This is a genomic window from Myxococcus sp. SDU36 (assembly GCF_030168875.1).
Classification (GTDB): domain Bacteria; phylum Myxococcota; class Myxococcia; order Myxococcales; family Myxococcaceae; genus Myxococcus; species Myxococcus vastator.
In genome coordinates this window covers 1456396-1479284 of the sequence record NZ_CP077414.1, presented here as the reverse complement: position 1 = coordinate 1479284, position 22889 = coordinate 1456396, and the positions used below count along the sequence as shown (strand labels likewise).

Genomic DNA, 22889 nt, shown 5'->3' with positions numbered 1-22889 from the left:
AATGTAGGGAACCACTGACAAGTTGGTCAATGAAACCCGTACAGGGAACGGCAGATGGGCTGGGCGCGCGCCCGGTGACCCGCTAGTCTGCCCCCGTGCTGTCCGTCCAGGAATTGCGCGCGCTCGGTGCCGCGCTGCCCGCCAGTACCTTCCAGCGTCAACTGGGGCCCTTCGCACTCATCCAGCGCCCGCCCTCCGAGGCCTCGGCCGCGGTGCTCGCCCCCACGCGCATGGCGGCGCCCTCGGAAATCGAGCAGGGCATGCTGGCCTTGCTGTTCGAATTCGAACACCTGCGCGTGGCCACCCTGCCGCCGCTCGACGCCACCGACCGGCTGCGCATTGGCCGCCGCATGGACTGCGACCTGGTCGTCGACGACGCGTCCGTCTCCAAGATGCACGCGGAGCTGCGGTGGAACGAAGCCGACCAGCGCTGCACCGTGCAGGACCTGGGCTCCACCAACGGCACCTTCCTCAACGCCCGCTCCCTGGGTGGCCGAGAGGCGGTGCTGCGCGATGGTGACATCCTGAGCGTGGGCAACGTGCAGTTCTGGTACTTGCTCACCCGAACCCTGCATGAGCGCCTGCGCGCGGGCGAGGCCACCGGGCTGGGCTCACGCAGCGGCTGAGCCTTCACGCGTCCCCACGCCCACGCTGTTTCCGAACGCGACAGGAGCCCGCATGTCCACACCGCCACGCGACGAGCGCGACTACTTCGAGCGCATCTACACCGTCACCGCGCAGGTGCCGCATGGGAAGGTGGCCACGTATGGGGACATCGCCGTCATCGTCGGTGAGGGCTGCGATGCCCGCGTCGTGGGGCATGCACTGGGCGCGTTGGGCACCCGCGCGGACAGCGTGCCCTGGCAACGCATCATCAATCGCACGGGTGGTATCAGCACCTCCGGTTACGGACAGCGCGAGGCCCTGGAGGCGGAGGGCGTCACCTTCGACGAGCGAGACCACGTCCGGATGGCGTCACATCACTGGACTGGGCCCAGCGAGGCGTGGGCCCGCGCCCATGGGTTCCAGCCGTTGCCTCCGCGCGAAGTCGTGAAGACACCCGGCGCGCAATTGAATCTGTTCTGAACAGGCGGTCGCCTTCCCGTCTGCTTGCGTCGAGGCACAGACGCGCGAAAGTTCGGACTCCGGCCATGGGGCCGGCGTCCAAACATGCCGCTCGCGCTGCTCCGCTGGGGAGTCTTCATCCTCCTGTGCCTGTTCGCGCCCCAAGCCCTCGCCGGCGAAACAAAGCCCCGGCGAAGTGAGGCGAAGGGGGCTCGGCTCGTGCGTCTCAAGAACGGGCAACTGCTCCACCACGACGCCGCGGACGCGTACCGGCGGATGAAGGCTGAAGCCCGCTCGAAGAACATCTACCTCTGGGTCCGCAGCGGCTACCGCTCCCCCGCGAAGCAGCGGCGGCTCTATGAGCGCTACCGCAAGGGCAAGGGGCCCCAGGCGGCGCGGCCCGGGCGCTCCAACCATCAGCGGGGCCTCGCGGTGGACCTGGTCATCGGCGGCGTCAAGACGCCGACCTATGACTGGCTCGTGTCGAATGCCTGCCGCTTCGGCTTCAAGCGCACGGTGCGCTCCGAGCCCTGGCATTGGGAGTACCGCCCGCGCAGCACCCGCGAGCCGGCGCCGGGCCGCGACTGCGTGGGCCGGCCCTTGAAGCGCCCACGGCCCAGGCCTCCTCCCGTGGCGAGCACCGAGAAGAGCTGAAGCGCCCTAACGCCAACGCGGGGCGTCGTCAATCCGGCCCCAGGGCATCCCGACCTCACGGGTTGGGGCCATTTGGCCGGGGGGACTGATTTTTATCAGACATCTCGATTACGGTGAGCAGCCATGCTCGTCGTCACATCGAACCTCGAAGCCGTCACCGTCCACGCGGAGGGGGCGCTTTGTACGCGGGTCGCCACGGTGCCCATGGCGGGAGGGATGCTGCCCTCGCAGGTGCGAATCAATGGCCTGCCCTTGTCGTTGCAGCCCGGCTCGCTCCGGGCGTCCGTGGTCCACGGCCCGTCGGGGCTCGCCGTGCGCGACCTTCGTCCCACCTACGACGTCCAGCTTCCGCCAGAAGTCGACGTGCCCGCGGAGCACCGTGCCGTCGAGGAGGCCGAGCACCGCCTCTCCGACCTCACGCAACAGCTCGCCCGCGTGGGCCAGGAGTTGGAGGCGCTGTCGAAGCTGTCCCCCGGCTTCCCTCCCCGGCCGAAGGAAGCACAGGAGCCCCGGGGCGCCCCCGTGTCCGCGATGCTGTCGCTCATGTCCTTCGTGGACACGGAGCTGGCGGCGCTCCATTCGCGGAAGCTGGAGCTGGAGCGGCAGCAGCGTGACGCCGAAGCCGAGCTGCGCTTGCGGCGCAGCCGCGTGGCGGAGGCCTCATCGTCCGTGCGAGGCCAGCGCGCTCGCGTGTACCGCGCGGTCGTGCTGACGCTGTCAGGCCCCCTCCCCGCGGACCAGGGGGCGCGGCTCGCGCTGGAGTACGCCGTCCAGGGGGCGCGCTGGGTGCCCACCTATGACTTGCGCCTGCCGCGCACGCTGGAGGAGGGAACGCTGCGCATGCGCGCCTCCGTGCTCCAGCGCACCGGCGAGGACTGGACGGGGGTGAAGCTCGCCGTCTCCACCGCGGACCTCGCCCGCCACGCGGAGGTCCCCGAACTGAAGGCGCTGCGCATTGGCCGCCACCAACCGCCTCCCGCGCGTTCGGGCTGGAGAGAGGCGCCACCGGGGCTCGAGGAGCTGTTCTCGGGCTACGACGCCAGCCTGCCCACGCCGACGCAGCCCGAGCCCACGCCCCTGCCCGCCGTCTTCGAACAGCCCCGGGAGAAGAACAAGAGCGGCGCCATGCCCATGGCGCCCGAGCCCGACTACGCCATGGAGGAAGTGGCCGAGCCACCTCCGCCACCACCGGGAGCCGCCCCTCGACGTGTACCGGCGCGCCCCAGCGCCGCGGCCCCGTTCCCAGAGAAGAAGAAGTCCCGGGGCGGCGTCATGATGCCGCGCGCGAGCCGGCCGCCACCTCCGGCCAAGGTGGAGGCGGAGGACGAAGGTGCCTTCGACGATGACGAAGACGGGCTCAGCCTGGATGCCGCCTCGCTGGGAGGTGGCGGCGGAGGGGGTGCCGAGCGCACGCCTCCACGGCAGAACCCCTCCGACGCGCTGCTGGACTACGACCGCTTGACGATGGCGCCCGCGGAGGACCTGGGCGCGCGTGGCAGGCTGCAGCCGCGTCCCGGGCACCTCACCCGGGAGCTGGTGGCGCTGGCGGAGGTCCACGCGCAGCTCGACATCACCGTGCGAGTCGCGCTGAGCGTGAAGGAGACCTTGTCCGTGTGGGCGGCCACCGCGCCGGCGTGGTCCCAGCCGCCCCGGACGTCCTCGCCGCACTTCGATGCGCGCTTCGACGTGGAGACGCGCGCGGACGTGCCGTCGGACGGCGCGTGGCACACCGTGCCGGTGTTGTCGGTGCCGGTGGGGCTGTCCGCGGAGTACGTCTGCGTCCCCTCCGTGGAGCCGCGGGCGTTCCGCACGGTGCGCGTGGAGAACCGGACGCCGTATCCGCTGCTGGCAGGTCCGGTGGACGTCACGCTGGAGAACGAGTTCCTGATGACGTCTCCTTTGCCCACCATGGCCCCGGGCTCGACGCAGCGGCTGGGGCTCGGCGTGGAGGAGTCCATCAAGGTCGCGCGCAACACGCGCTTCGACGAGGCGACGGGCGGCATGTTCGGCGGCTCGACGATGCTGACGCACCACGTGTCGGTGGAGCTGGCGAACCGGCTGGCCAATCGCGTGCTGGTGGAGGTGTGCGAGCGCGTGCCCACCGTCCCCGCCAGCACGGAGAAGGACATCAAGGTGGAGGAGCTGGAGGTCGCCCCGCTCTGGCAGAAGCGCCTGCCCCTGCCCGGCGAAGAGAAGGTGGAGGGCGAGCGAGCGTGGCGCGTGGTGCTCCAGCCGGGTGAAGCACAGACACTGAAGGCGACATGGACCGTCAAGATTCCGGGCAACAAGATGCTCGGCGGCGGAAACCGGAGGACATGATGGGCACCCCTTTCATCCTGCCCGTGGTCAAGGTCACCGTCCTCGAGGACCGGGCGCTCGTCGAGCGGCGGGGGGAGGTTCCCCTGTCAGTGGGAACGCAGCGGCTGGTCATCCAGGGACTGTCCCCGCTCGCGGTGGACCGCTCGCTCCAGGCGAAGGTGGCGGGTGGCACCATCTCCCAGGCGCGCATCCGCCGGGCCGCGAAGCCGCAAGCGCCCGAGGCCGAGCGCGAGCACCGCACGGCGCTCGGAGCGCGCGTCGCGGAGCTGGAGCAGGAGCTCCGGCGCGTAGCGGCCGATGAGACCCGGCTGTCGGCCCGGCTGCGGCTGCTGGACACCGCGCGCGCCGAGGTCCACCGCGCCATCTCCGAGCAGGCAGGCGCCGGACAGGCGCGGCCGGAGACGTGGCGGGAGCAATTGGAGACCGTGCGCCGCGAGCAGGTGTCAGCGGACTCGGCGCTCCGTGAGGCGCAGCGGCAGGCGCTGCGCCTGCGGCAGCAGCTCGACGAGGCGCGGGGCTCTCAGTCGGCCGTCGAGCTCCTGGAGCCGAAGGTCGACGTCCAGGCGGAGCTGGAGGTGGGCCACCCCACCGGCGGGCCCGCCACGTTGTCCGTCACGTATCTGGTGCCCTGTGCGGCCTGGCGGCCTTCCTACCGCGCCACGCTGTCCCGCGAAGGCTCCGGTGAGTCCGTCACCCTGGAGTGCGAGGCCGTCGTCTGGCAGCGCACCGAGGAGGAGTGGAAGGACGTGGAGCTGGCCTTCTCCACCGCGCGGCCCACGCTGGGCGCCACGCCGCCGCGGCTCCAGGAGGACCGGCTGTGGCTGCGGGACAAGACGGAGCGCGAGAAGCAGGTGGTGGAGGTGGCCATCCGCGAGGAGGTCATCCAGACCGCGGGCGAGCCCGGCGCGGCGCGGCAGGAGGAGGCGTTGCCGGGCATGGACGACGGCGGCGAGCCCCTGACGGTGACGGCCCCGCATCGGGCCACCGTGCCGTCCGACGGCGAGCCTTATCGCGTCCCCCTGTTCCAGTTCACCGCGCCCGCGGCCTCGGAGCTGGTGGCCATGCCGGAGCAGTCGCCGCTGGTGCACCGGGTGGCCCGGTTCGACAACACGGGCCCCACGGTGTTGCTCGCGGGCCCCGTGAAGCTGGTGCGCACCCACGGCTATGTGGGGCGCGCGCAGCTGCGCTTCACCGGCAAGGGTGAGCGCGTGAAGCTGGGCTTCGGGAGCGAGGACGCGCTGCGCGTGGCGCGCACGGAGGACGTGGGACGGGAGACCAGCCGGCTCACCGGCCGCAAGGTGACGACGCACCAGGTGCGGCTGTTCCTCTCCAACATGGGCGCGCAGGCGGTGCCGGTGGCCATCGAGGAACGGATCCCCGTCTCCGAGGTGGAGGCCGTGGAGATTCAGTTGCTGCGGGAGAGCACGAAGCCCGCGCCCGCCCGCGTCAGCGAGGAGGGCATCGTCCGCTTCGAGCTGACGGCGGCGCCCCGCTCGCAGCAGGAGCTGGCGATGGACTACGTGGTGACGAGCGCGGCGAAGGTGGCCGGGCTCTGAGCAGGCTCGGGTTCCACCGCGAAACAGCCCTGGGGGGCCGGGACTTCCGCCACGGTTGCGACGGCAGCATTCATCCCCCCGGGAGGAAGCCCCATGAGCGTCACTCGCGCGGTGTGCACCGTCGGCATGCTGGTGTCTGCCTGCCTGTCCTCTCCGGCCGTGAGGGCAGCGCCGCCCCCGGAGCAGGAAGCGACGCCCCCTCCGCCTCAGCTCGCGGTGGAGGTCGGCGGGACGCTGTCTCCCATGCGGCACCCCGCGACGGAGGTGCCGACGCTGCGTTCACGGGTGAAGTCGGTGAGCGCCCGGAGCGGCGCGGCGCGGCTCTCCGGTGGGATTCACTTCAACCTCGTCCGCGCCTCCGAGCGGAGCGACTGGTGGTGGACGAACGGCATCGACTGGTACCTGGCGGGAGGTGACGTCCAGGTCCTGGCGATGCGGCCGGGGCTGGAGAAGCGCTTCTCGCTGACGCGAATCGTGACGCTCGGGGTGAGCGCGTTCGGCAACGCGGCGGAGGTCTCCTTGCCCACGGGGCGGCTGGGTGGCAACAACTTCTACGAGGGCCGCAGGAGCAAGTGGGCCTTCGGCGCGGGCGGACTGGCCGCCATCCAGCTCAAGCTCGGCCGCTCCGTGCATGCCCGCGTCCACGGCGGATACACGCACTACTTCGAGAAGGCAGACGGGCTTCAGCCGACTCCCGATGCGGCGCCGTTCACGGTTTCGCTGGATGGGCCGTTCGCTGGGGCGCTGCTTGGATTGGACCTCTAGAAGCCGCGTCGCGCACCTGTTCCCGGACCTGCCGGGCGGCGAGCCCTCGCGGCACGAGCTGGAAGAGCGAATCGCGAATGAAGCGCCCCGCTGGATTCTCCCACTGGGCAACGCGCCCCATGCTCCAGGAGCGCGTCACGAAGCTGTTGGCGCGCTCGAGCCGGCGTTGTTCGTAGGCCACCAGCGCCGCATCCACGGAGCCCTCGCCAGCCAGACACTCCGCCAGCACCACGGCGTCCTCGATGGCCTGACACCCACCCTGCCCCAGGTTGGGCGTCATCGGGTGCGCGGCGTCTCCCAGCAGCGTCACCCGGCCCCGGCTCCAGCGGCTGGCGGGCGGCCGGTCGTGGATGTCCGTACGGATGATGTTCGCCTCATCCGTCGCGGCAATCAGGTCCGCGATGGGCGCGTGCCACCCGCCGAAGATGGACTGCAGCCGGGCCCGTGTTTCCCCGGGAGCATCCTGCCCACCGGCCGGAGCATTCTGCGTGGCGAACCAATACGTTTGTCCGAAGCCAATGGGCACCACCCCGAAGCGCGCCCCAGGCCCCCACGTCTCTGAAAAAAGTCCCGGCGTCGCGCTCGGGACGTCTGGACACACGCCCCGCCAGCTCGTGTAGCCTGAATAGCGCAGCGGCGCGTCGCCCAGCAGCGCCCCACGCACCACCGAGCGCAGTCCGTCCGCGCCCACCAGCGCATCGCCCGTCACCGAGCTCCCGTCCGACAACCGCACCGTCACCGTCTGGCCGTCGTCGTGAAACGCCGTCACGGTGAGCCCCAGCCGGACGTTCTCCTCCCCGGCATGGGCCAGCAGCACGGATTGGAGCCGCGCCCGGTGGGCGCACACCAGCGGCAGCCCCAGTTCCTTCTGAATCCAAGTCACCGGGAGCCACGTGATTGCCGAACCCGACGGCTTCAGAATCGCGATGTCCGTGGCACACGCACCGGTCTGGGCCACCTCCTCACACAGGCCGATGCGGCGCAGGGCCGCCGTGGCGTTCATCTGCACCGTGAGACCCGCGCCCACCCACTTCAGGGCCTCGGAGCGCTCGAAGACGGTGACGGAGATGCCCACGCGCCGAAGCGCGCAGGCCAGGGTGAGTCCACCAATTCCAGCCCCAGCCACGAGAACATGCCTGGGCGATGACGTGCTCATCCGCCGCGCTTTAGCAGGTCTGCCACGGCGAGTCGCGACTCATGTGCAACCCAGTGACGGGAGGTCAGTGCTGCACCACCGCCACGTAGTTGCCGTACCGCGTCTGGATTTCCGACACGTACTTCACCGGCTCGGAGCCGCGGACATAGCCGTGGCGGGCTCGCTTGAAGTACTGCGGCTGTTCGAGCAGCAGCATCGCCTTCGCCACGTTGCCGTACCACTTGTTCGGATCCAACCCCTGCTCGATGGCCAGCCGGCGGGCATCCAGGACGTGGCCCAGCCCCGCGTTGTAGGAGGCCAGCGCGAAGCGCAGCCGCTGCTTGAAGGGAATCTCCGGGGCGATGCGGCCCAGCATCTGGTGCATGTACTTCACCCCCGCGTGGATGCCCTGCTCCGGGTCCTCCAGCTTGACGAAGCCCAGCTCCTTCCCGGTGACGGGCATCACCTGGAAGAGGCCCTGGGCGCCCACGTAGCTGCGCGCCTTCGGGTTGAAGCGGCTCTCCTGGAACATCTGCGCCACCATCAACCGCCAGTCCAGGCCGTACCGCGCCGAGTACGACTGCACCAGGCTGTCGTAAGGCGAGATGCTGCCCTCGGCCGTCGCGAGGCTCGTCGGGGGCGGCTGGTGGCGGCGGCCCTCGAAGTAGCGGCGGCGCGTCATGTTGTACTCGACGCCCCGGTACGTCTTCTTCACGAAGCCATCGAGGAACGCCTGCAGCTTCGCGTTCTCCTTCCGAACGGCGAAGGCGATGCCGTAGTGGCCGTCCTTCCCGGCCGGCTCGCCCTGCCCCGGCAGCGTGAGGGCGGCCTCCACGTCGTCCCGGAACACCTGCTCCGCGGCGAGGATGTGGCTGTCGGTGAGGGTGTACGGAATCTCGCCGCGCGCCACGCGGTCCAGGAGCGCGCTGATCTCCTGGTCCTCGGGCTCCTCGACGACGGTGAAGCCGTGCACGCCCTTCAAGGCGCTCAACGTCGCGGCGTGGCTGGTGCCCTTCGGCACATGAACCGTCTTCCCCTTCAGCGCCTCCAGCGACGCGAGCTTCGGGGCGCCGCTGCGCTGGACCAGCACCTCGTCCGTGTAGAGGTACGGGCGGCTGAACGACACCCGCTCCCGGCGGGCCGCGGTGTCCGTCATCGCCGCGGCAATCAGGTCCCCGCGCCCTTCCCTCAACCACGGGATGAGCTGGTCGAAGGTCGGCGGCACGACAATCTCCAGCCGGACGTCGAGCTCCTTCGCGATCATGTTCGCCAGGTGGTAGTCGAAGCCGGCCTGGTCCCCGCGGTGGAGGTAGTAGCTGACGGCGCTGTTGCGGGTGAGCACGCGCAGCACGCCACGCTTGCGGATGCCGTCCAGGTCCCCGGTGAACCGCTTCTCGCGGTACTCCGTGAGGGCGAACTCCACCAGGAACGTGTTCAGCGCGGTGCGGAGCCTCGGGTTCTCCAGACGCATGGCCCACGCCAGCGGACGGGCCTTGGCGACGGGAAAGAGCGCCTCCACGTCCGTGTTGTACGTCTCGATGGCCGATAGCAGGTGGCTGTCCACCACCGTCAGGGGAAGTTCCCCGCGCGACACCTGCCACACCAGATGCTCGGGCTCGGCGGACTCAGGAGCCTCCGCGATGACGAGCCCCGGGGCCTCCTTCTTCGCCAGCGCCTGGAGCGACGCGGCGAAGGTGGAGCTGGCGCGGACGTGAACGGTGCGGCCCGCCAGGTCCTCCACCTTCCGCGGCAGGTCGTCCGCGCCCCGGCGGCCCACGACGACCTCGTTGACGCGCGTCAGGGGGCGCGTGAAGGCGACCTGCTTCTCCCGGTCCTTCGTCACCGCCAGGTCGGCGGCGATGACGTCCCCGTGGCCCTCCTGAAGCAGCGAGATGAGCTTGTCGAAGCTGTCCACGGTGAGGAACTCGACCGCCAGTCCGTGCTTCGCCCCGAAGCGCTCCAGCAACGCGCGGTCCTGCGCCTTGGGCATGCCCTGGCGCGGGAGGAAGTCCTCGTCGGTGCCCTCCACCAACACGCGCAGCACGCCCCGCTTCTGGAGCTCCGGGAGGTCTCCCTTGAACGGGGGCTCCTTCAACCGCGCGCTCACCGACTCCGTGGTGGCGCCCGTGGGCGCCAGGGGCGCTTCCGGAAAGGGTGAATCCTCCGGGTTCGCCGAGGCCGTGGCAGCGGGCTTCGACGGTTTCGCCGGAGCCTCCGCAGGCTCCTTCTTGCAAGCGACCAACAGGAACAGGGCGGCGGAAACGAGCCACCGCGAGGACGACGGGCTTGGACGGACCAACGGCATCAGGAGGTACCCCCTTGGCACGGATGTCCGCGACGCGACGCCCCAGGCCGGAGGCGCACGAACACCCTCGACGTAAATCTCTACCCGATTCCGCATGGTCGATTGAACCCACCCCTGGCCTTGACTTGCCGGGTGGATTCCGAAGCGCGGCGGGCGCGCACACATGCGCACTCACGTTGAGTGCGCGGCTCACCCGAACCAACGGCCCGCTTCGGGCGCGAAGACGCGGACGCGTTCAGCCAGCGACGGCGGCAGTCGCGCGCGCAACGTGGCATGGACGGCGTCAGGAGGAAGCGCCTGGCTGAAGTGCATGAGGACCAGGGCCTCGTTGCGGAACTGGTCCGCGCGCGCGAGGAGCTCGTCCAGGTGGAGATGCGCCTTCGCCTGGGCGTCCTGCACGGAGTGGCTCGCGTCGACGAAGGTGCACTCGAGGATGAGGACTCGCGAGTCGAACAGGCTCGGCTCCGTGTCCAGGACGCGAGACACGGTGTCGGTGGTGCAGGCGCGACATCACGGCGAGCGACGCCTGGACGTTCTCCTCGATCTCCGCGGGCAGGAAGACCTGGGGTGCCCCCTTTCCGATGAGCCGACGGATGCCGAGCAGCGAGCCCAGCCCGCTGGCATGGTCCGGGTGCGCGTGGCTCAAGAAGATGCGGTCCGAGCCGCAGAAGGAACGAATGGGCAGCCCCACGTCGAGCACCACGTCCAGCTCGGGCACCTGGAGCGACGTGTACACGCCGCCCACGGAGACGCCTCGGACCGTGTAGGGACCTGCCTGGACTTCAGTGAGCGATGTACGCATCGTTGCGACTCCCCTCCAGTCAGGGCCCTATATGGAAAACGCCTCTCTTCAGGAAGTCGTCGCGCCGGAAGGCATCTGCTACGGCTGCGGCTGCAAGAACCCTCACGGCCTGCACATCCAGAGCTACTGGGATGAGGACGGCATCCACGTGGTGGCTCGCCACACGCCCGATGACCGGTACAGCGGCTGGCCGGACCTCGTCTATGGCGGGTTGATTGCCATGCTGGTCGACTGTCACTCGAACTGGACGGCCATGGCGTACCACTACCGCGCGGAAGGCCGCTCGCCTGGCAGCTCGCCGGCCATCGAATGCGTCACGGGGAGCCTGGGCGTGAAGTTCATCAAGCCCACGCCCATGGGCGTCCCGCTCACCCTCCGTGCGCGGGTGGAGGGCGAAGTCGGACGCAAGAGCCGAGTCCTCTGTGAGGTCTTCGCCGGCGAGACGCTGACCGCGGTGGGCGACTCCATCTTCGTCCGCGTCGACACGGCCCAATTGAAGGCCGCGGCGCACGGCCGCGAAGGCTGACGCGAAAGGCCCCGTGCCCTACCCCTTGTCGGGCACTGGCAGGCCCAGCTCGGCGCGCAGCTCCGCGGTGCCGCGCCCCATCTGGTACCGGCGATGGTTCTCCGCGGTGGTGAAGCTCCGTGTCTCCATCCGGTCCACGTAGAGCGCGCCGTCCAGGTGGTCCAGCTCATGCTGGAGGATGCGCGCGTACCAGCCCCGGGCCTGGATGGTCACGGCCTGGCCGTGCTCATCGAGCGCCTCCACGCGCACGGCGCTGGCGCGAGGAACCAGGGCCGCGAAGCCCGCCACGCTCAGGCACCCTTCGTGGAACTCCGCGGGTGCCGCGTCCTCCACCACCAGCCTGGGATTGATGAGCACGTGGAAGGGAACGGGCCTGCGCCCTCGCGCCGCCAGCTCCCTTTCCGACAGGCCCGCCTGATACTCGGCCCGGTCCTCGATGACGACGACTCGCAGGCCCACGCCCACCTGGGGCGCCGCCAGCCCGACACCGGGCGCGTCCCGCATGGTGTCGCGCATCTGCTCGATGAGTCGCGCCGTCTCCGGGCTGGCAATCTCCTCCGGCGTCAAATCGCGCGCCTTGCGCCGCAGCACCGGGTCCCCCGCCTGGACAATCTTGAGCACCATGCCGCCAGCGTAGCAGGGCCCGCTACGCGCCGGACTGACGACGGCCCTCCACCCACTGCCGTCCGGGGGTGGTGTCCACTCCGCACCGTTCCAGGCCGGGGAAGACGACGTCATGCAGGGCCTGGATGAACACCTCGAGCTTGCGCGCATGCGGCAGCACGCCGTGCGCCAGGAGCGTGGCGCTGTCCGCATCGGACAGGCCCTTCGCGAAGAGCCTGGGCGACACGCTCTCCTCCAGCATCTCCGGCAGGTACGGCGAGAGCAGCGACACGTCGCCCGATTCGGAGGCATGCGTGAGGTAGGCCCACCCTAGACGGCTGTGCGCGACCTCGTCCCGGAGGATGTCCCGAAGCACCGCGCGCACCCGAGGCGGTCCGTCCACGGCCAGGACCGAGGTCAACCCGGCTGTGCTCTCGGTCTCCGAGATGCAGCAGGCGGCGACGACTTCGTAGAGCACTCGCTCGCGAAGGCCGAGGTCTCGCGGAGCGGTCTCCCGCGCCACCAGGGGCACGGGGGGCATCACCTCTTGCCCGTAGGTGCGCGCCATCAGCTCGCACATGCCCGCGTGGCGCCGTTCGTCCTCCGACGCGCGGCGCGCGAGTTCCACCAGCGTTTCGGGAGTGGCCAGCTCCTTGAGCGCTCCCGCCAGTCGGGCGAAGCGTAGACTGGCGTCCAGCTCCTCCTGCCTGCGGAAGACCCAGGTCTCCGCGACGAGCTGCCGGAGCGCGGCTGGCATCGTTCGCCCCGGTCTCCGGGGCAGACCCGGGTCGGCCGGACAGCCATCATCAGGAGCGTCGTTCATGGTGGCCTCGAAACGCTGAGCGTAGCCGACGCGCGAGACAGGCCGCGCGAAAGGAAGCATTTGTCGCAGCGAGTCATTGCGGTGGGCAGCGCACGGTCCGGGCGCAGGCGCGTCCACGCTGATGCTAGGCTGACGCGCCATGGCTCGTCGCAAGAAGGCCGATGAACTGGCCTCCCGCGTCCGAAACCTGCTCGCGATGGACGCCGCGGGCATCATGCGCAGGCTCGAGGCCCGCCAGGATGAGATGTTCGCGCTCTTCTCCCGCCTGCGCAGCCGCGAACCGCTCCTGGACTCCATCGCGTCGCGGTACGCCAGCGGCGCGTTCGACCAGCTCATCCACCTGCCCGAGCAGGAACAAGCCGTGGTGGACCACTTCTACGGCCGCCTGGACGAGCTGCGCTGGTACTTCACGTACACCGAGGACATGCCCGGCACCGCCCAGCTGCTCTTCTCCAAGCTGCACAAGCGGCTGGAGGAGTCCTACCGCGTGCTCGTGGTGACGCTGGGCCCGCCGGTTCCGCCAGATGGCTCCCGCGTGGTGGATGTCGAGGCCGTCCGGCACGACGCCGCCGAAGCACCTCCACGAAAGACGCTGGCACGCACCACGCGGCGCGCGTGAGTCGCCCCACCCACGAACAGGATGACCGAGTGACGGACACGACAGGCCCCGGGAAGAGAACCGACTCGGCTTCACGAGTCATCGCGGCCTCGCCAGAGGCCCTCTACCGGGCCTTCGTGGAGCCCGAGGCCGTGGCGACGTGGCTCCCACCGAAAGGCATGAAGGGCCACCTCCACGCGTTTGAACCCCGCGCGGGCGGGACGTACCGGATGACGCTCGCCTACGACAACGCGGACCACACCGCGCCCGGGAAGACCTCCGCGCACGAGGACGTCGTCGAGGGCCTCTTCGTGGAGCTCGTCCCCAACGAACGCGTCGTGCAGCGATTCGCGTTCGAATCGGATGACCCCGCCTACGCGGGCACGATGACCATGACCTGGACGCTGACGCCCGTCGCCGGGGGCACCCGCGTCACCATCACCTGTGAAGACGTGCCCGCAGGCATTCGCCAGGAGGACCACATCGAGGGACTGACCTCGACCCTGGCGAACCTCGCGGCCTACACCGGGTAGCCGGACGTCGCGGCCTCACGCCGCGGGAGCTGGCGCCGCCGCCACTCCGGCCTGGCGCTTCGGCGAGAGCTTCCGCATGGACGTCTTGCCCACCACGACGTCCACCATCTTCTTCGCGCGGGTCCAGACGCTCTCCTGCACGTAGGGGATGCCGTACTTCGCGCAGAGGGCCTTCACCTGCGGCTGCACCTCCCGGTACTTCAGCATCGGCAGGTCCGGCCAGAGGTGGTGCTCAATCTGGTAGTTCAGCCACAGGTGGGCGAAGTCGTTCAGGTCTCCGCCCGTCCGGTAGTTCGCGCTGCCAATCACCTGCTGCACGTAGCGCTCGCCACGGCTCTCCGGCTTCGAGTCGAAGCGGTACAGGTCCTCGCCCGTGTGGTTCGGGCCCACCACCAGGAACGTGTGCAGGCTGGTGAGGACGTCCGCCATCACCGAATTGCAGAACGCGCTGAACGACGCCCACGGCCCCAGCACCAGGTAGAGCGCCGGGAAGAGCCCGAACTGCACGGCCGAATACGGCAGGTAGCAGCTCAGCAGCAGCTCCTTCAGCTCCTCGCGCGTCAGGTCCCCACCCTTGCGCCGGCCCTTGCGGCGCAGCGAGCTGAGCGTCTCCGGTGCGTAGTAGCTGGCCCGCCACGTCAGCGCGAGCAGCGTGAGCTGCACGTACCGCAGCGCCAGCGAGCGCTCCGGGTTGCGCAGCGTCCCCTCCGCGTTGCGCTCCAGGAGGTCGGGGTCCGCGTCCTCGCCGGTGTGCGAATGGTGGAGCACGTTGTGCTCGAACACCCAGGCCTCCGGCAGCATCCAGTCGAGCCAGTCGAGGTAGCGGCGGCGCCCCTTTGCGAAGCCCTTGCCCGTGCGAGACGCAGGCAGTCCCGGCACCCTGTCATAGCCCCGGTGCCCCACGTGGTGCATCAGCAGCCAGCGCGTGGAGCGCCCCACGCTGAGCGCCGCCGCGCTGAGCGGGTTCGGCGCCAGCCAGCACGTCGCCGCGCCCAGCACGGTCGCCGCCCTGCCCCAGCGTTCAATCTTCCGGAGGTGCGCCGCATCCGCCTCTCCGAGCGATGCGTCCAGTTGCTCACGCAGCGCCTTCAACTCACGGAGAAACCCCTCCACGTCCACGGAAGAAATGTCGAAGTCGGGGGCGGACTGGGACGGCATGAAGAGCTCTCCTGGGTCACGGAGGTGGCGCGGGGGAAGGAGGCAACGGCGCGGCGCGAAAGGTAGCCGCCAGGGTCCGCGGGCGTCCAGCCACGCTTTCCCTCGGCCCCTGCTTCCACACGAGGCCATGCGGAGGCACGAAGCGCGGGTTATACCCCGCACTCTGAGTCCGGCCCACGGGGTGGCGACTCACGCCCTTCGAAAGCAAGGTTCCGACATGACAGACCTGTTCGCTCCCCTCGAGCTCCGAAAGAGTGTCATCGCGCCCAACCGCATCTGGCTTGCGCCCCTGACGAACACCCAGAGCCATCCCGATGGCTCGCTCTCCGACGCGGAGCTTCGCTTCCTCGCGATGCGCGCCGACGGCGGCTTCGGCATGGTGGAGACGTGCGCCGCCTACGTCTCGCAGGACGGCAAGGCGTGGCCGGGCGAGCTGGGCGTGCACGACGACGCGATGCTGCCCGGGCTGAAGCGCCTGGCCGCGCGCATCCATGAAGGGGGCGCCCTGCTCTCCGCGCAGCTCTTCCACGGCGGCCTGCGCGCCAACGCCGAGGTCAGCCAGCGTGAGGTGTGGAGCGCCAGCGCGTATGACGCGGACGGCCTCCGCTGCCGCGCAGCCACCGAGGCCGACATCGAGGGTGTCATTGAAGCCTTTGCGAGCGCGGCGCGCCGCTGCGCCGAGGCGGGGTTCGACGCCGTGGAGCTCCATGGCGCACACGGCTACCTGCTCTCGCAGTTCCTGAGCACCGTCTTCAACCGCCGGCAGGACCGCTGGGGCGGCGCGCTGGAGAACCGCTGGCGCCTGCTGCAGGAGACCGTGCGCGCGGTGCGGCGCGCGGCGCCCTCCCTGGTCCTCGCCGTGCGCCTGTCACCGGAGGACGCGGGGCAGGCCAAGGGCCTGGATTTGGACGAGTCGCTGGAGGTCGCGCGCATGCTCACGAGCGAGGGCGTGGACATCCTCCACCTGTCCCTGTGGAAGGCGGCGCTCAACACCCGGAAGCGGCCAGAGCAGCACGCGACGCCGCTCTTCCGGCACGCCGTGGGCCCCGGTGTTCGCATCGTCGTCGCGGGCGAGGTGCGCACGCGCGAGGAGGCAGAGGCCCAGCTCGCGCGCGGCGCGGACGCCGTGGCCGTGGGCCGCGCGGCCATCGCGAATCATGACTGGCCGCGCCGCGTGCAGCGAGGCGACGCGCTCCAGGAGCCGCCGCTGTCCCCCAGCGCGCTCAACGCCGAGGGACTGTCCGACGTCTTCGTGAACTACATGCGCAACTGGCGCGGCTTCGTGACGGACCAGCCCACCTGAGGCGGCGTGTCAGCGCCGGGTGCCCGGGGGCGCCGCGGTGATGCCCAGGTACTCCTGGAGCGGCTTCACTTCCAGCTCCGCGCGCTTGAGCGACTCCAGCGCGCCCACCGCCATGCGCGCCGCCTGCACCGTCGTGTAGTACGGCACCGAGTGCATCAGCGACTCGCGGCGGATGGAGAAGCTGTCGGCGATCTCCTGCTTGCCGAAGGTGGTGTTGATGACCAGCACGATTTCGCCGTCGACAATCTTGTCGACGATGTTCGGGCGGCCCTCCTTCACCTTCTGCACCACCTGCGCCTCGATGCCCTTCGTCGCCAGGTAGGTGTGCGTCCCGGCGGTGACGATGAGCGAGAAGCCCATGCTGCGCAGGCGCCGCGCCAGGTCCACCACCGCCGGCTTGTCGTCGTCCTTGACGGAGATGAACACCTTGCCGCTCTTGGGCAGCTTCACGCCCGCGGCGAGCTGGCTCTTGGCGAAGGCGGACGCGTAGTCGTTCGCCAGGCCCATCACCTCGCCGGTGGACTTCATCTCCGGCCCGAGGATGACGTCCACGCCCGCGAAGCGCGCGAAGGGGAACACGCTCTCCTTCACCGCCACGTGCTTGAACTCCGGCTCTTGCGTGGCGCCCAGCTCCTGGAGCGTCTTGCCCACCATGCAGAGCGCGGCGATCTTCGCCATCGCCACGCCGGTGGCCTTGGAGATGAAGGGCACCGTGCGGCTCGCGCGCGGGTTCACCTCCAGGATGTAGATGGTCTTCCCCTGGATGGCGAACTGCACGTTCATCAGGCCCACCACGCCCAGCTCGCGCGCCAGCGCGATGGCCTGGTCCTTCATCCGCTCCACCAGGTCCGGCGACAGCGAGTGCGGCGGCAGCGTGGCCGCGGCGTCACCGGAGTGCACGCCCGCCTCCTGGATGTGCTCCAGCACGCCGCCAATCATCACCGCGCCGGTGCGGTCCGCCACCAGGTCCAGGTCCACCTCGATGGCTTCCTTCAGGAAGCGGTCGATGAGCACCGGGTGCTCGGGCGAAGCGCTCACCGCCTCGCGCATGTACCGCTCCAGGCTGGACACGTCGTAGACGGTCTCCATGGCCCGGCCGCCCAGCACGTAGGAGGGCCGCACCATGACGGGGTAGCCGATGCGCTCGGCCACCTTGAAGGCCTCCGCGTGGCTGCGCGCGACGCCGTTCTCCGGCTGCTTCAGGCCCAGCTTCTCGATGAGCTTGGAGAAGCGCTCACGGTCCTCCGCGCGGTCGATGGCGTCCGGCGGCGTCCCAAGAATGGGCAGGCCCGCCTTCTCCAGCGGCACGGAGATGCGCAGCGGCGTCTGGCCGCCGAACTGGACGATGGCGCCCACCGGCTTCTCCCGCTGGGACACCTCGAGCACGTCCTCGATGGTCAGCGGCTCGAAGTACAGGCGGTCCGACGTGTCGTAGTCGGTGGACACCGTCTCCGGGTTGCAGTTGACCATCACCGTCTCGTAGCCGGCCTCGCGCAGGGCGAAGGCCGCGTGGACGCAGGCGTAGTCGAACTCGATGCCCTGGCCGATGCGGATGGGGCCACTGCCCAGGATGAGGACCTTCTGGCGGTCCGTGGGGGGCGCCTCGTCCTCCTCCTCGTAGGTGGAGTACAGGTAGGGCGTGTACGCCTCGAACTCCGCGGCGCAGGTGTCCACCCGCTTGAAGACGGGCCGGATGCCACGCGCGTGGCGGTGCGCCCGCACGTCGTCCTCCGGATAGCCCAGCAGCTTGCCCAGGTACTTGTCGGAGAAGCCGTGCGCCTTGGCCTGCCGGAGCACGTCATCCGGGAGCTGGTCCAGGCGGCCGTACTCCTGCAGCGACTGCGCCTCGTTCACCAGCATCTGGATGTAGCGCAGGAACCACGGGTCGATGGCGGACAGCCCGTGCACGTCCTCCACCGTCAGGCCCTCGCGGAAGGCCTGGGCCACGAACCAGGGGCGCTCCGGGCGGGGGATGCGCAGCGCCTCGCGCAGCACCTTCTCCCGCTCCTCCTTCTCCGCGGGCAGCTCCGGAGACTCCAGGCCCACGCGGCCCAGCTCCATGGAGCGCAGCGCCTTCATGTACGCCTCCGGGAAGGTGCGGCCAATGGCCATCACCTCGCCCACCGAGCGCATGCTCGTGGTCAGCGTCCGGTCCGCGTGCGGGAACTTCTCGAAGTTGAAGCGCGGCACCTTCACCACCACGTAGTCCAGCGTCGGCTCGAACGAGGCCGGCGTGTCCCGGGTGATGTCGTTGCGCAGCTCGTCCAGCGTGTAGCCCAGCGCCAGCTTCGCGGCGATCTTCGCGATGGGGTAGCCCGTCGCCTTCGACGCCAGCGCGCTGGAGCGAGACACGCGCGGGTTCATCTCGATGACGACCATGCGGCCGTCCTTCGGGTGGATGCCGAACTGGATGTTGGAGCCACCCGTGTCGACGCCAATCTCCCGGATGATGGCCAGCGACGCCTGCCGCATCCGCTGGTACTCGCGGTCCGTCAGCGTCTGCGCGGGCGCCACGGTGATGGAGTCACCGGTGTGCACGCCCATGGGGTCCAGGTTTTCAATGGAGCAGACGATGATGACGTTGTCCGCCGTGTCGCGGACCACCTCCAACTCGTACTCCTTCCAGCCCAGCACGCTCTCCTCCACCAGGATGGTGGTGGTGGGGCTGGCCTTCAGGCCCGAGCGGCAGATGGCCTCGAACTCCTCGCGGTTGTACGCGATGCCGCCACCGGTGCCGCCCAGGGTGAAGGACGGGCGGATGATGGCCGGGAAGCCGATGTCCTCCACCAGTTGCATCGCCTGGTCCAGCGTCGTCGCGTAGCCGCTCTTGGGCAGGGCCACGCCAATCTTCTGCATGGCCGCCTTGAAGAGCTGGCGGTCCTCGGCCTTGTTGATGGCCTCCAGGGACGCGCCGATGAGGCGCACGCCGTACTTCGCCAGGATGCCCTGCTCCGCCAGCGCCTTGGCGAGGTTGAGCGCCGTCTGGCCACCCATGGTGGGGAGGAGCGAGTCCGGCCGCTCCGCGGCGAGGATGCGCTCCGCCGCCTCCACCGTTATCGGCTCGATGTAGGTGCGATGCGCGAACTCAGGGTCCGTCATCACGGTGGCGGGGTTGCTGTTGAGCAGCACCACCTCCACGCCTTCATCCCGGAGTGCCTTGATGGCCTGTGTACCGGAGTAGTCGAACTCGACGGCCTGCCCGATGACAATCGGACCCGAGCCAATCACCAGAACCTTGCGGATATCGGTACGCTTGGGCATCGGGGCGCCCCCATACCAACGTCCGCCCCCACATGCGAGGACTGTGTTGAGGCCGCCCGCTCGCACGGACGCCGGGCCCCGCCCGCCGTCCTCTGCTAGGCTCCGCCGCCCACGGAGGTTCCATGCGCCACTGGTCCCTGGCACTGCTCGTCTCGCTCGCGTCCCCCGCCCTCGCCCAGGATGCCGCCGCCCCCGCGCCCGAAGGCGCCCAGCCCCCGCCGACCGCGGTGAAGGCCCCCACGCCCGAGGCAGCGCCCAAGACGGCCGAGGCAGCGCCCAAGACGGCCGAGGCCGTGCCCAAGACGGCCGAGGCCGCGCCCAAGGCCGCCGAGGCAGAAGCGCCCCAGGCGGCCGAGGCAGCACCCAAGGCGGCCGAAGCTGCGCCCAAGGCGGCCGAAGCTGCGCCCAAGGCGGCCGAGGCAGCGCCCAAGACGGCCGCGGCCCCCGCGGCGCCTCCTGCCGCTGAAGCCCCCGCTGCGCCGGCTGCCGCTGAGGCACCCGCCAAGAAGGCAGGCGCCACCGCCGCCAAGAAGGCCGAGCCCACCGCATCGCCCGGGGCATCCGCGGAGAAGGCCGAGGCCGCGCCCCCGAAGTCCGCGGCCCCCGCCGCGCAGAAGCCGGCGACCGCCGAGTCGACTCGCGCGGCGCCCACACCGCCCCAAGCGGACGCACCGCCGATTAACCTGCCTCCCGGAATCCTTGACTTGCAGCGCGAGCCCGTCCCGGACACGCCGCCGCTGTCGCCCGAGGAGCAGATCCACCGGGACATCCAGGCGGACGCGCGCTTCCTCTTCCAGTCGCTGCTGACAGGGGACGTGCGCACGGCCTCGAACGAGCTGCTCTACCCGTTCAGCCTGGAGGCGGAGCGCTACGCCACGCCGGAGGAGCTGGTGTCGGCGTGGGTGAAGCAGCTGCGGCTGAAGCGTACGGACCTCATCACCCTCTATGACGTGGAGGTGATGCCGCTGGAGGCCATGGAGAAGAAGTACGGCAAGGCGCCCGCGCGGCTGGGGTTGGACCTGCGCAACCCCAAGGAGGTGTGGACGGCCGTGGGCAACCTCTCCGGCCGCCCCGCCGTCCTCGTCTACCGCCAGTACCGCGACGAGTTCCGCGCCTTCGCCTACACGGACTGAGCGGTCAGCTCAGGGCCTTGACCAGCTCACCCAGGCGGGCAAGGCCCTTCTGCAGCACCTCGCGCGAGGTGACGAAGCTCATGCGCACGTAGCCGTCCGCGCCGAACGGCTCGCCGGGCACGGCGGCGACGCGGAAGTCGTCGAGCAGAATCTCCGACAGCTGCATCGAGGACGTCACCGGCTTGCCCTTGTACGAGCGGCCCAGCAGGCCCCGCACGTCCGCGAAGGCGTAGAAGGCGCCCTCGGGCATCCGGCAGCGCACGCCGTCCAGCGCGTTCAGTCCCGCGACGAAGAAGTCACGGCGCTCGCGGTACTCCTTCACCATGGTGGTGATGGTGTCCGGCGGCCCTTGCAGCGCCGCCAGCGCGGCCTTCTGGCCAATGGACGAGGCGTTGGACGTGGACTGGTCCTGCACCATCTGCATGGCGGCCACCAACGGCTTGGGCCCGGCGATGTAGCCCAGGCGCCAGCCCGTCATGGAGTACGCCTTGCTCATGCCGTTCACGACGACCAGCCGCGGCACCAGGTCCGGCGCCACGTCGCTGATGCCCAGGCGCTCGTCGGTGAAGAGCAGCTTCTCGTAGATGTCGTCCGTGACGATGAGGCAGTCGTGGGGCCGCAGCACCTCCGCGATGCGCTCCAGCGCCGCGCGCGAGTAGACGGCGCCGGTGGGATTGCCCGGGCTGTTGATGATGACGGCGCGCGTGCGCGGCGTGAGCGCGCGGCGGATGGCGTCCGGGTCCGGCGCGAAGCCGTCCTCCTCGCGCGTGGGGACGATGACGGGCGTGGCGCCCGCCAGCCGCACCATGTCCGGGTAGCTGACCCAGAAGGGCGCGAAGATGATGACCTCGTCACCCTCCTCCAGCGCCGCCTGGCAGAAGTTGTAGAGGGCCTGCTTGCCACCGGACGTGACGAGCACCTGGTCCGGCGTGTAGCGCAGCCCGTTGTCCCGCTCGAGCTTGGCGCAGATGGCCTCGCGCAGCTCCAGGATGCCGTTGGTGGCGGTGTACTTGGTGAAGCCCGCGCGCAGCGCCTCCACCGCGGCCTGCTTCACGTAGTCCGGCGTGTCGAAGTCCGGCTCTCCCGCGGCCAGGACCACCACATCCACACCCTTGGCGGCGAGCGCCTTGGCGCGCGAGTTGAGAGCGAGCGTCGGAGACGGCTTGATGGCCTGGAGCCGGCGAGCGAGTTTCATGTCCCCTGCCTAACGCGGAGCGCCACGCCGGACAAGGGGCCTGCCCGCTACTTCCTTCCAGCGAACTTCGCCTTCAAACCTTCGTGCACGTTGGGCGGCACCAGCCCGGTGACGTCCCCCCCGAAGGAGGCCACCTCCCGGACCAGGTTGGAGGAGATGTAGAAGTAGTCCTCCCCCGTCATCATGAAGACAGTCTCCACGTCGGGCGCCAGCTTGCGGTTCATGTTCGCGAGCTGGAACTCGTATTCGAAGTCCGACACCGCCCGCAGGCCGCGGACGATGACGCCCACATTGCGGCGCCGCACGTAGTCCACCAGCAGACCGTGGAAGGCGTCGACCTCCACCCGGTCGTCCTGGACGGCCTCGCGAATCAACGCGCGCCGCTCGTCCTCGGTGAAGAGCGGTGTCTTCTTCGGGTTCACCGCGATGGCCACGATGAGCCGATCGAACATCTTCAGGCTGCGCTGAATGAGGCTCAGGTGCCCGTTGGTGAGCGGATCAAAAGAACCAGGATAGATGGCGACCGGCATGTGCCTGGAAGTCTCGGATGCCCCCGGCAGCCGGTCAAGGACTGCTCACGGCGCCCGATAGAAGCTCACCAACGTGTCCCCGAAGCGGCGCTGGTCTTCCCGGGCGAGCCCCGCATGTGTGTCCGGGGCCGCCTCGCGCTTGTCGTGCTCCACCACCACCATGCCGGAGGGCGTCAGCAGCCCGGCGGCCACGACGCCGTCCAGCACCGTCTCCACCACGCGCGCGGCGTACGGCGGGTCCGCGAAGATGAGCTCGAAGCGGTCGCCTCGCCGTTTCAGCGTCTCCAGCGCCCGGGCCACCGGCGCGGACAGCACCTCCACCTGCCCGGAGAGCCCCACGGCCCGCGCATTCTCACTGCAGAGGGTGAGCGCCTCGCGGTCCTGGTCCACCAGCACCGCCTGCCCCGCGCCGCGAGACACGGCCTCCAGGCCGAGCGCGCCGGTGCCGGCGTAGAGGTCCAGCACCCGCTGGCCGTCCAGGAACTGGCCCAGCACGTTGAAGAGCGTCTCCCGGACGCGGTCGGCCGTGGGGCGGATGTGAAGGGACGAGGACTTGGGGCCGGCCAGGGCGCGGCCCTTGGCGGTGCCGGCGACGATTCGCATGGGGCCCCTTCTACACCGCTCC

At 70.0% G+C, this 22889-nt stretch carries 20 protein-coding genes and 1 pseudogene; 11 read left to right on the top strand and 10 right to left on the bottom strand.

Annotated elements, in window-relative coordinates; all coding sequences use genetic code 11:
* Window positions 1–95: 95 nt before the first annotated feature.
* The 6 genes from KGD87_RS06205 (at window position 96) to KGD87_RS06180 (ending at window position 6359) form a co-directional block, all read left to right on the top strand.
* The gene (locus tag KGD87_RS06205) at window positions 96–626 is read left to right on the top strand and encodes an FHA domain-containing protein (protein ID WP_284666565.1); all 531 of its coding nucleotides are present in this window, start codon (window positions 96–98) and stop codon (window positions 624–626) included.
* 52 nt (window positions 627–678) lie between these two features.
* Window positions 679–1086: an MGMT family protein gene (locus KGD87_RS06200; protein ID WP_284666564.1), complete on the top strand. Its 408-nt coding sequence runs from the start codon at window positions 679–681 to the stop codon at window positions 1084–1086.
* Window positions 1087–1284: 198 nt separating this feature from the next.
* On the top strand, window positions 1285–1719 hold the full coding sequence (locus KGD87_RS06195) for a M15 family metallopeptidase (protein WP_240358117.1): 435 nt from the start codon (window positions 1285–1287) through the stop codon (window positions 1717–1719).
* 123 nt (window positions 1720–1842) lie between these two features.
* Entirely contained in the window at window positions 1843–4038 is a 2196-nt protein-coding gene (locus KGD87_RS06190; protein WP_284666563.1) for a mucoidy inhibitor MuiA family protein, read from the top strand.
* Entirely contained in the window at window positions 4038–5594 is a 1557-nt protein-coding gene (locus tag KGD87_RS06185) for a mucoidy inhibitor MuiA family protein (RefSeq protein WP_284668588.1), read from the top strand. Before KGD87_RS06190 ends, KGD87_RS06185 begins: the two co-directional genes overlap by 1 nt.
* Before the next feature lie 93 nt (window positions 5595–5687).
* Window positions 5688–6359, top strand: coding sequence for a hypothetical protein (locus KGD87_RS06180; protein ID WP_284666562.1), 672 nt, complete (start codon window positions 5688–5690; stop codon window positions 6357–6359).
* On the opposite strand, the gene KGD87_RS06175 is transcribed toward KGD87_RS06180, so the two are convergent.
* The 3 genes and pseudogenes from KGD87_RS06175 to KGD87_RS36865 all read right to left on the bottom strand — a co-directional run bounded on the left by KGD87_RS06175 (window position 6304) and on the right by KGD87_RS36865 (window position 10601).
* Entirely contained in the window at window positions 6304–7485 is a 1182-nt protein-coding gene (locus KGD87_RS06175; RefSeq protein ID WP_284666561.1) for an FAD-dependent monooxygenase, read from the bottom strand. The two genes, KGD87_RS06180 and KGD87_RS06175, sit on opposite strands and share 56 nt — an antisense overlap.
* A 94-nt stretch (window positions 7486–7579) precedes the next feature.
* Window positions 7580–9799, bottom strand: coding sequence for an MltF family protein (locus KGD87_RS06170; protein WP_284666560.1), 2220 nt, complete (start codon window positions 9797–9799; stop codon window positions 7580–7582).
* Window positions 9800–9988: 189 nt separating this feature from the next.
* Window positions 9989–10601: pseudogene (locus KGD87_RS36865) on the bottom strand (MBL fold metallo-hydrolase).
* Between the two features lie 31 nt (window positions 10602–10632).
* Here KGD87_RS36865 and KGD87_RS06155 point away from each other — a divergent pair.
* The gene (locus tag KGD87_RS06155; protein WP_284666557.1) at window positions 10633–11127 is read left to right on the top strand and encodes a PaaI family thioesterase; all 495 of its coding nucleotides are present in this window, start codon (window positions 10633–10635) and stop codon (window positions 11125–11127) included.
* A gap of 18 nt (window positions 11128–11145) precedes the next feature.
* On the opposite strand, the gene def is transcribed toward KGD87_RS06155, so the two are convergent.
* Both def and KGD87_RS06145 read right to left on the bottom strand, forming a co-directional pair.
* Entirely contained in the window at window positions 11146–11751 is a 606-nt protein-coding gene (def, locus tag KGD87_RS06150; protein ID WP_284666556.1) for a peptide deformylase, read from the bottom strand.
* A 22-nt stretch (window positions 11752–11773) separates the two neighbouring features.
* Window positions 11774–12487, bottom strand: a complete 714-nt coding sequence (locus KGD87_RS06145) for a ferritin-like domain-containing protein (protein ID WP_284666555.1) — start codon at window positions 12485–12487, stop codon at window positions 11774–11776.
* Window positions 12488–12692: 205 nt separating this feature from the next.
* Between KGD87_RS06145 and KGD87_RS06140 the strand changes: the two genes are divergently transcribed.
* Together KGD87_RS06140 and KGD87_RS06135 are read left to right on the top strand one after the other, a co-directional pair.
* A complete protein-coding gene (locus tag KGD87_RS06140; protein ID WP_284666554.1) occupies window positions 12693–13172 on the top strand; it encodes a hypothetical protein in 480 nt (159 codons plus the stop codon).
* Window positions 13173–13201: 29 nt separating this feature from the next.
* Window positions 13202–13684 carry an SRPBCC family protein gene (locus KGD87_RS06135; RefSeq protein ID WP_284666553.1) on the top strand — a complete coding sequence of 161 codons (483 nt, stop codon included), beginning with the start codon at window positions 13202–13204 and terminating at the stop codon, window positions 13682–13684.
* A gap of 15 nt (window positions 13685–13699) precedes the next feature.
* On the opposite strand, the gene KGD87_RS06130 is transcribed toward KGD87_RS06135, so the two are convergent.
* On the bottom strand, window positions 13700–14842 hold the full coding sequence (locus tag KGD87_RS06130; protein ID WP_284666552.1) for a fatty acid desaturase family protein: 1143 nt from the start codon (window positions 14840–14842) through the stop codon (window positions 13700–13702).
* A 217-nt stretch (window positions 14843–15059) separates the two neighbouring features.
* On the opposite strand from KGD87_RS06130, the gene KGD87_RS06125 reads away from it, so the two are divergent.
* Entirely contained in the window at window positions 15060–16145 is a 1086-nt protein-coding gene (locus KGD87_RS06125) for an NADH:flavin oxidoreductase (protein ID WP_284666551.1), read from the top strand.
* A gap of 9 nt (window positions 16146–16154) precedes the next feature.
* Here the strand turns inward: KGD87_RS06125 and carB are convergent, their stop codons facing one another.
* Window positions 16155–19406, bottom strand: coding sequence for a carbamoyl-phosphate synthase large subunit (gene carB, locus KGD87_RS06120; protein WP_284666550.1), 3252 nt, complete (start codon window positions 19404–19406; stop codon window positions 16155–16157).
* A gap of 122 nt (window positions 19407–19528) precedes the next feature.
* On the opposite strand from carB, the gene KGD87_RS06115 reads away from it, so the two are divergent.
* On the top strand, window positions 19529–20539 hold the full coding sequence (locus tag KGD87_RS06115; protein WP_284666549.1) for a hypothetical protein: 1011 nt from the start codon (window positions 19529–19531) through the stop codon (window positions 20537–20539).
* A 4-nt stretch (window positions 20540–20543) separates the two neighbouring features.
* Here KGD87_RS06115 and KGD87_RS06110 read toward each other — a convergent pair whose 3' ends face one another.
* The 3 genes from KGD87_RS06110 to rsmD are packed head-to-tail and all read right to left on the bottom strand — an operon-like array spanning window position 20544 to window position 22867.
* Window positions 20544–21734 (bottom strand): pyridoxal phosphate-dependent aminotransferase, encoded by a 1191-nt coding sequence (locus KGD87_RS06110; protein ID WP_284666548.1) that lies wholly within the window; start codon window positions 21732–21734, stop codon window positions 20544–20546.
* 47 nt (window positions 21735–21781) lie between these two features.
* Window positions 21782–22264, bottom strand: a complete 483-nt coding sequence (gene coaD / locus KGD87_RS06105) for a pantetheine-phosphate adenylyltransferase (protein ID WP_163784165.1) — start codon at window positions 22262–22264, stop codon at window positions 21782–21784.
* Between the two features lie 45 nt (window positions 22265–22309).
* Complete coding sequence (rsmD, locus tag KGD87_RS06100; protein WP_284666547.1) at window positions 22310–22867, bottom strand: 16S rRNA (guanine(966)-N(2))-methyltransferase RsmD; 558 nt, start codon at window positions 22865–22867, stop codon at window positions 22310–22312.
* Window positions 22868–22889 lie beyond the last annotated feature (22 nt).

Bases quoted from the DNA above. Each gene is read 5' to 3' on its own strand.
- KGD87_RS06190 (WP_284666563.1), top strand. From the start codon at position 1,843: ATGCTCGTCGTCACATCGAACCTCGAAGCCGTCACCGTCCACGCGGAG.
- KGD87_RS06140 (WP_284666554.1), top strand. From the start codon at position 12,693: ATGGCTCGTCGCAAGAAGGCCGATGAACTGGCCTCCCGCGTCCGAAAC.
- KGD87_RS06130 (WP_284666552.1), bottom strand. From the start codon at position 14,842: ATGCCGTCCCAGTCCGCCCCCGACTTCGACATTTCTTCCGTGGACGTG.
- KGD87_RS06115 (WP_284666549.1), top strand. From the start codon at position 19,529: ATGCGCCACTGGTCCCTGGCACTGCTCGTCTCGCTCGCGTCCCCCGCC.
- coaD (WP_163784165.1), bottom strand. From the start codon at position 22,264: ATGCCGGTCGCCATCTATCCTGGTTCTTTTGATCCGCTCACCAACGGG.
- def (WP_284666556.1), bottom strand. From the start codon at position 11,751: ATGGTGCTCAAGATTGTCCAGGCGGGGGACCCGGTGCTGCGGCGCAAG.
- KGD87_RS06170 (WP_284666560.1), bottom strand. From the start codon at position 9,799: ATGCCGTTGGTCCGTCCAAGCCCGTCGTCCTCGCGGTGGCTCGTTTCC.
- KGD87_RS06155 (WP_284666557.1), top strand. From the start codon at position 10,633: ATGGAAAACGCCTCTCTTCAGGAAGTCGTCGCGCCGGAAGGCATCTGC.
- KGD87_RS06145 (WP_284666555.1), bottom strand. From the start codon at position 12,487: ATGCCAGCCGCGCTCCGGCAGCTCGTCGCGGAGACCTGGGTCTTCCGC.
- KGD87_RS06125 (WP_284666551.1), top strand. From the start codon at position 15,060: ATGACAGACCTGTTCGCTCCCCTCGAGCTCCGAAAGAGTGTCATCGCG.
- carB (WP_284666550.1), bottom strand. From the start codon at position 19,406: ATGCCCAAGCGTACCGATATCCGCAAGGTTCTGGTGATTGGCTCGGGT.
- KGD87_RS06180 (WP_284666562.1), top strand. From the start codon at position 5,688: ATGAGCGTCACTCGCGCGGTGTGCACCGTCGGCATGCTGGTGTCTGCC.
- KGD87_RS06110 (WP_284666548.1), bottom strand. From the start codon at position 21,734: ATGAAACTCGCTCGCCGGCTCCAGGCCATCAAGCCGTCTCCGACGCTC.
- rsmD (WP_284666547.1), bottom strand. From the start codon at position 22,867: ATGCGAATCGTCGCCGGCACCGCCAAGGGCCGCGCCCTGGCCGGCCCC.
- KGD87_RS06185 (WP_284668588.1), top strand. From the start codon at position 4,038: ATGGGCACCCCTTTCATCCTGCCCGTGGTCAAGGTCACCGTCCTCGAG.
- KGD87_RS06200 (WP_284666564.1), top strand. From the start codon at position 679: ATGTCCACACCGCCACGCGACGAGCGCGACTACTTCGAGCGCATCTAC.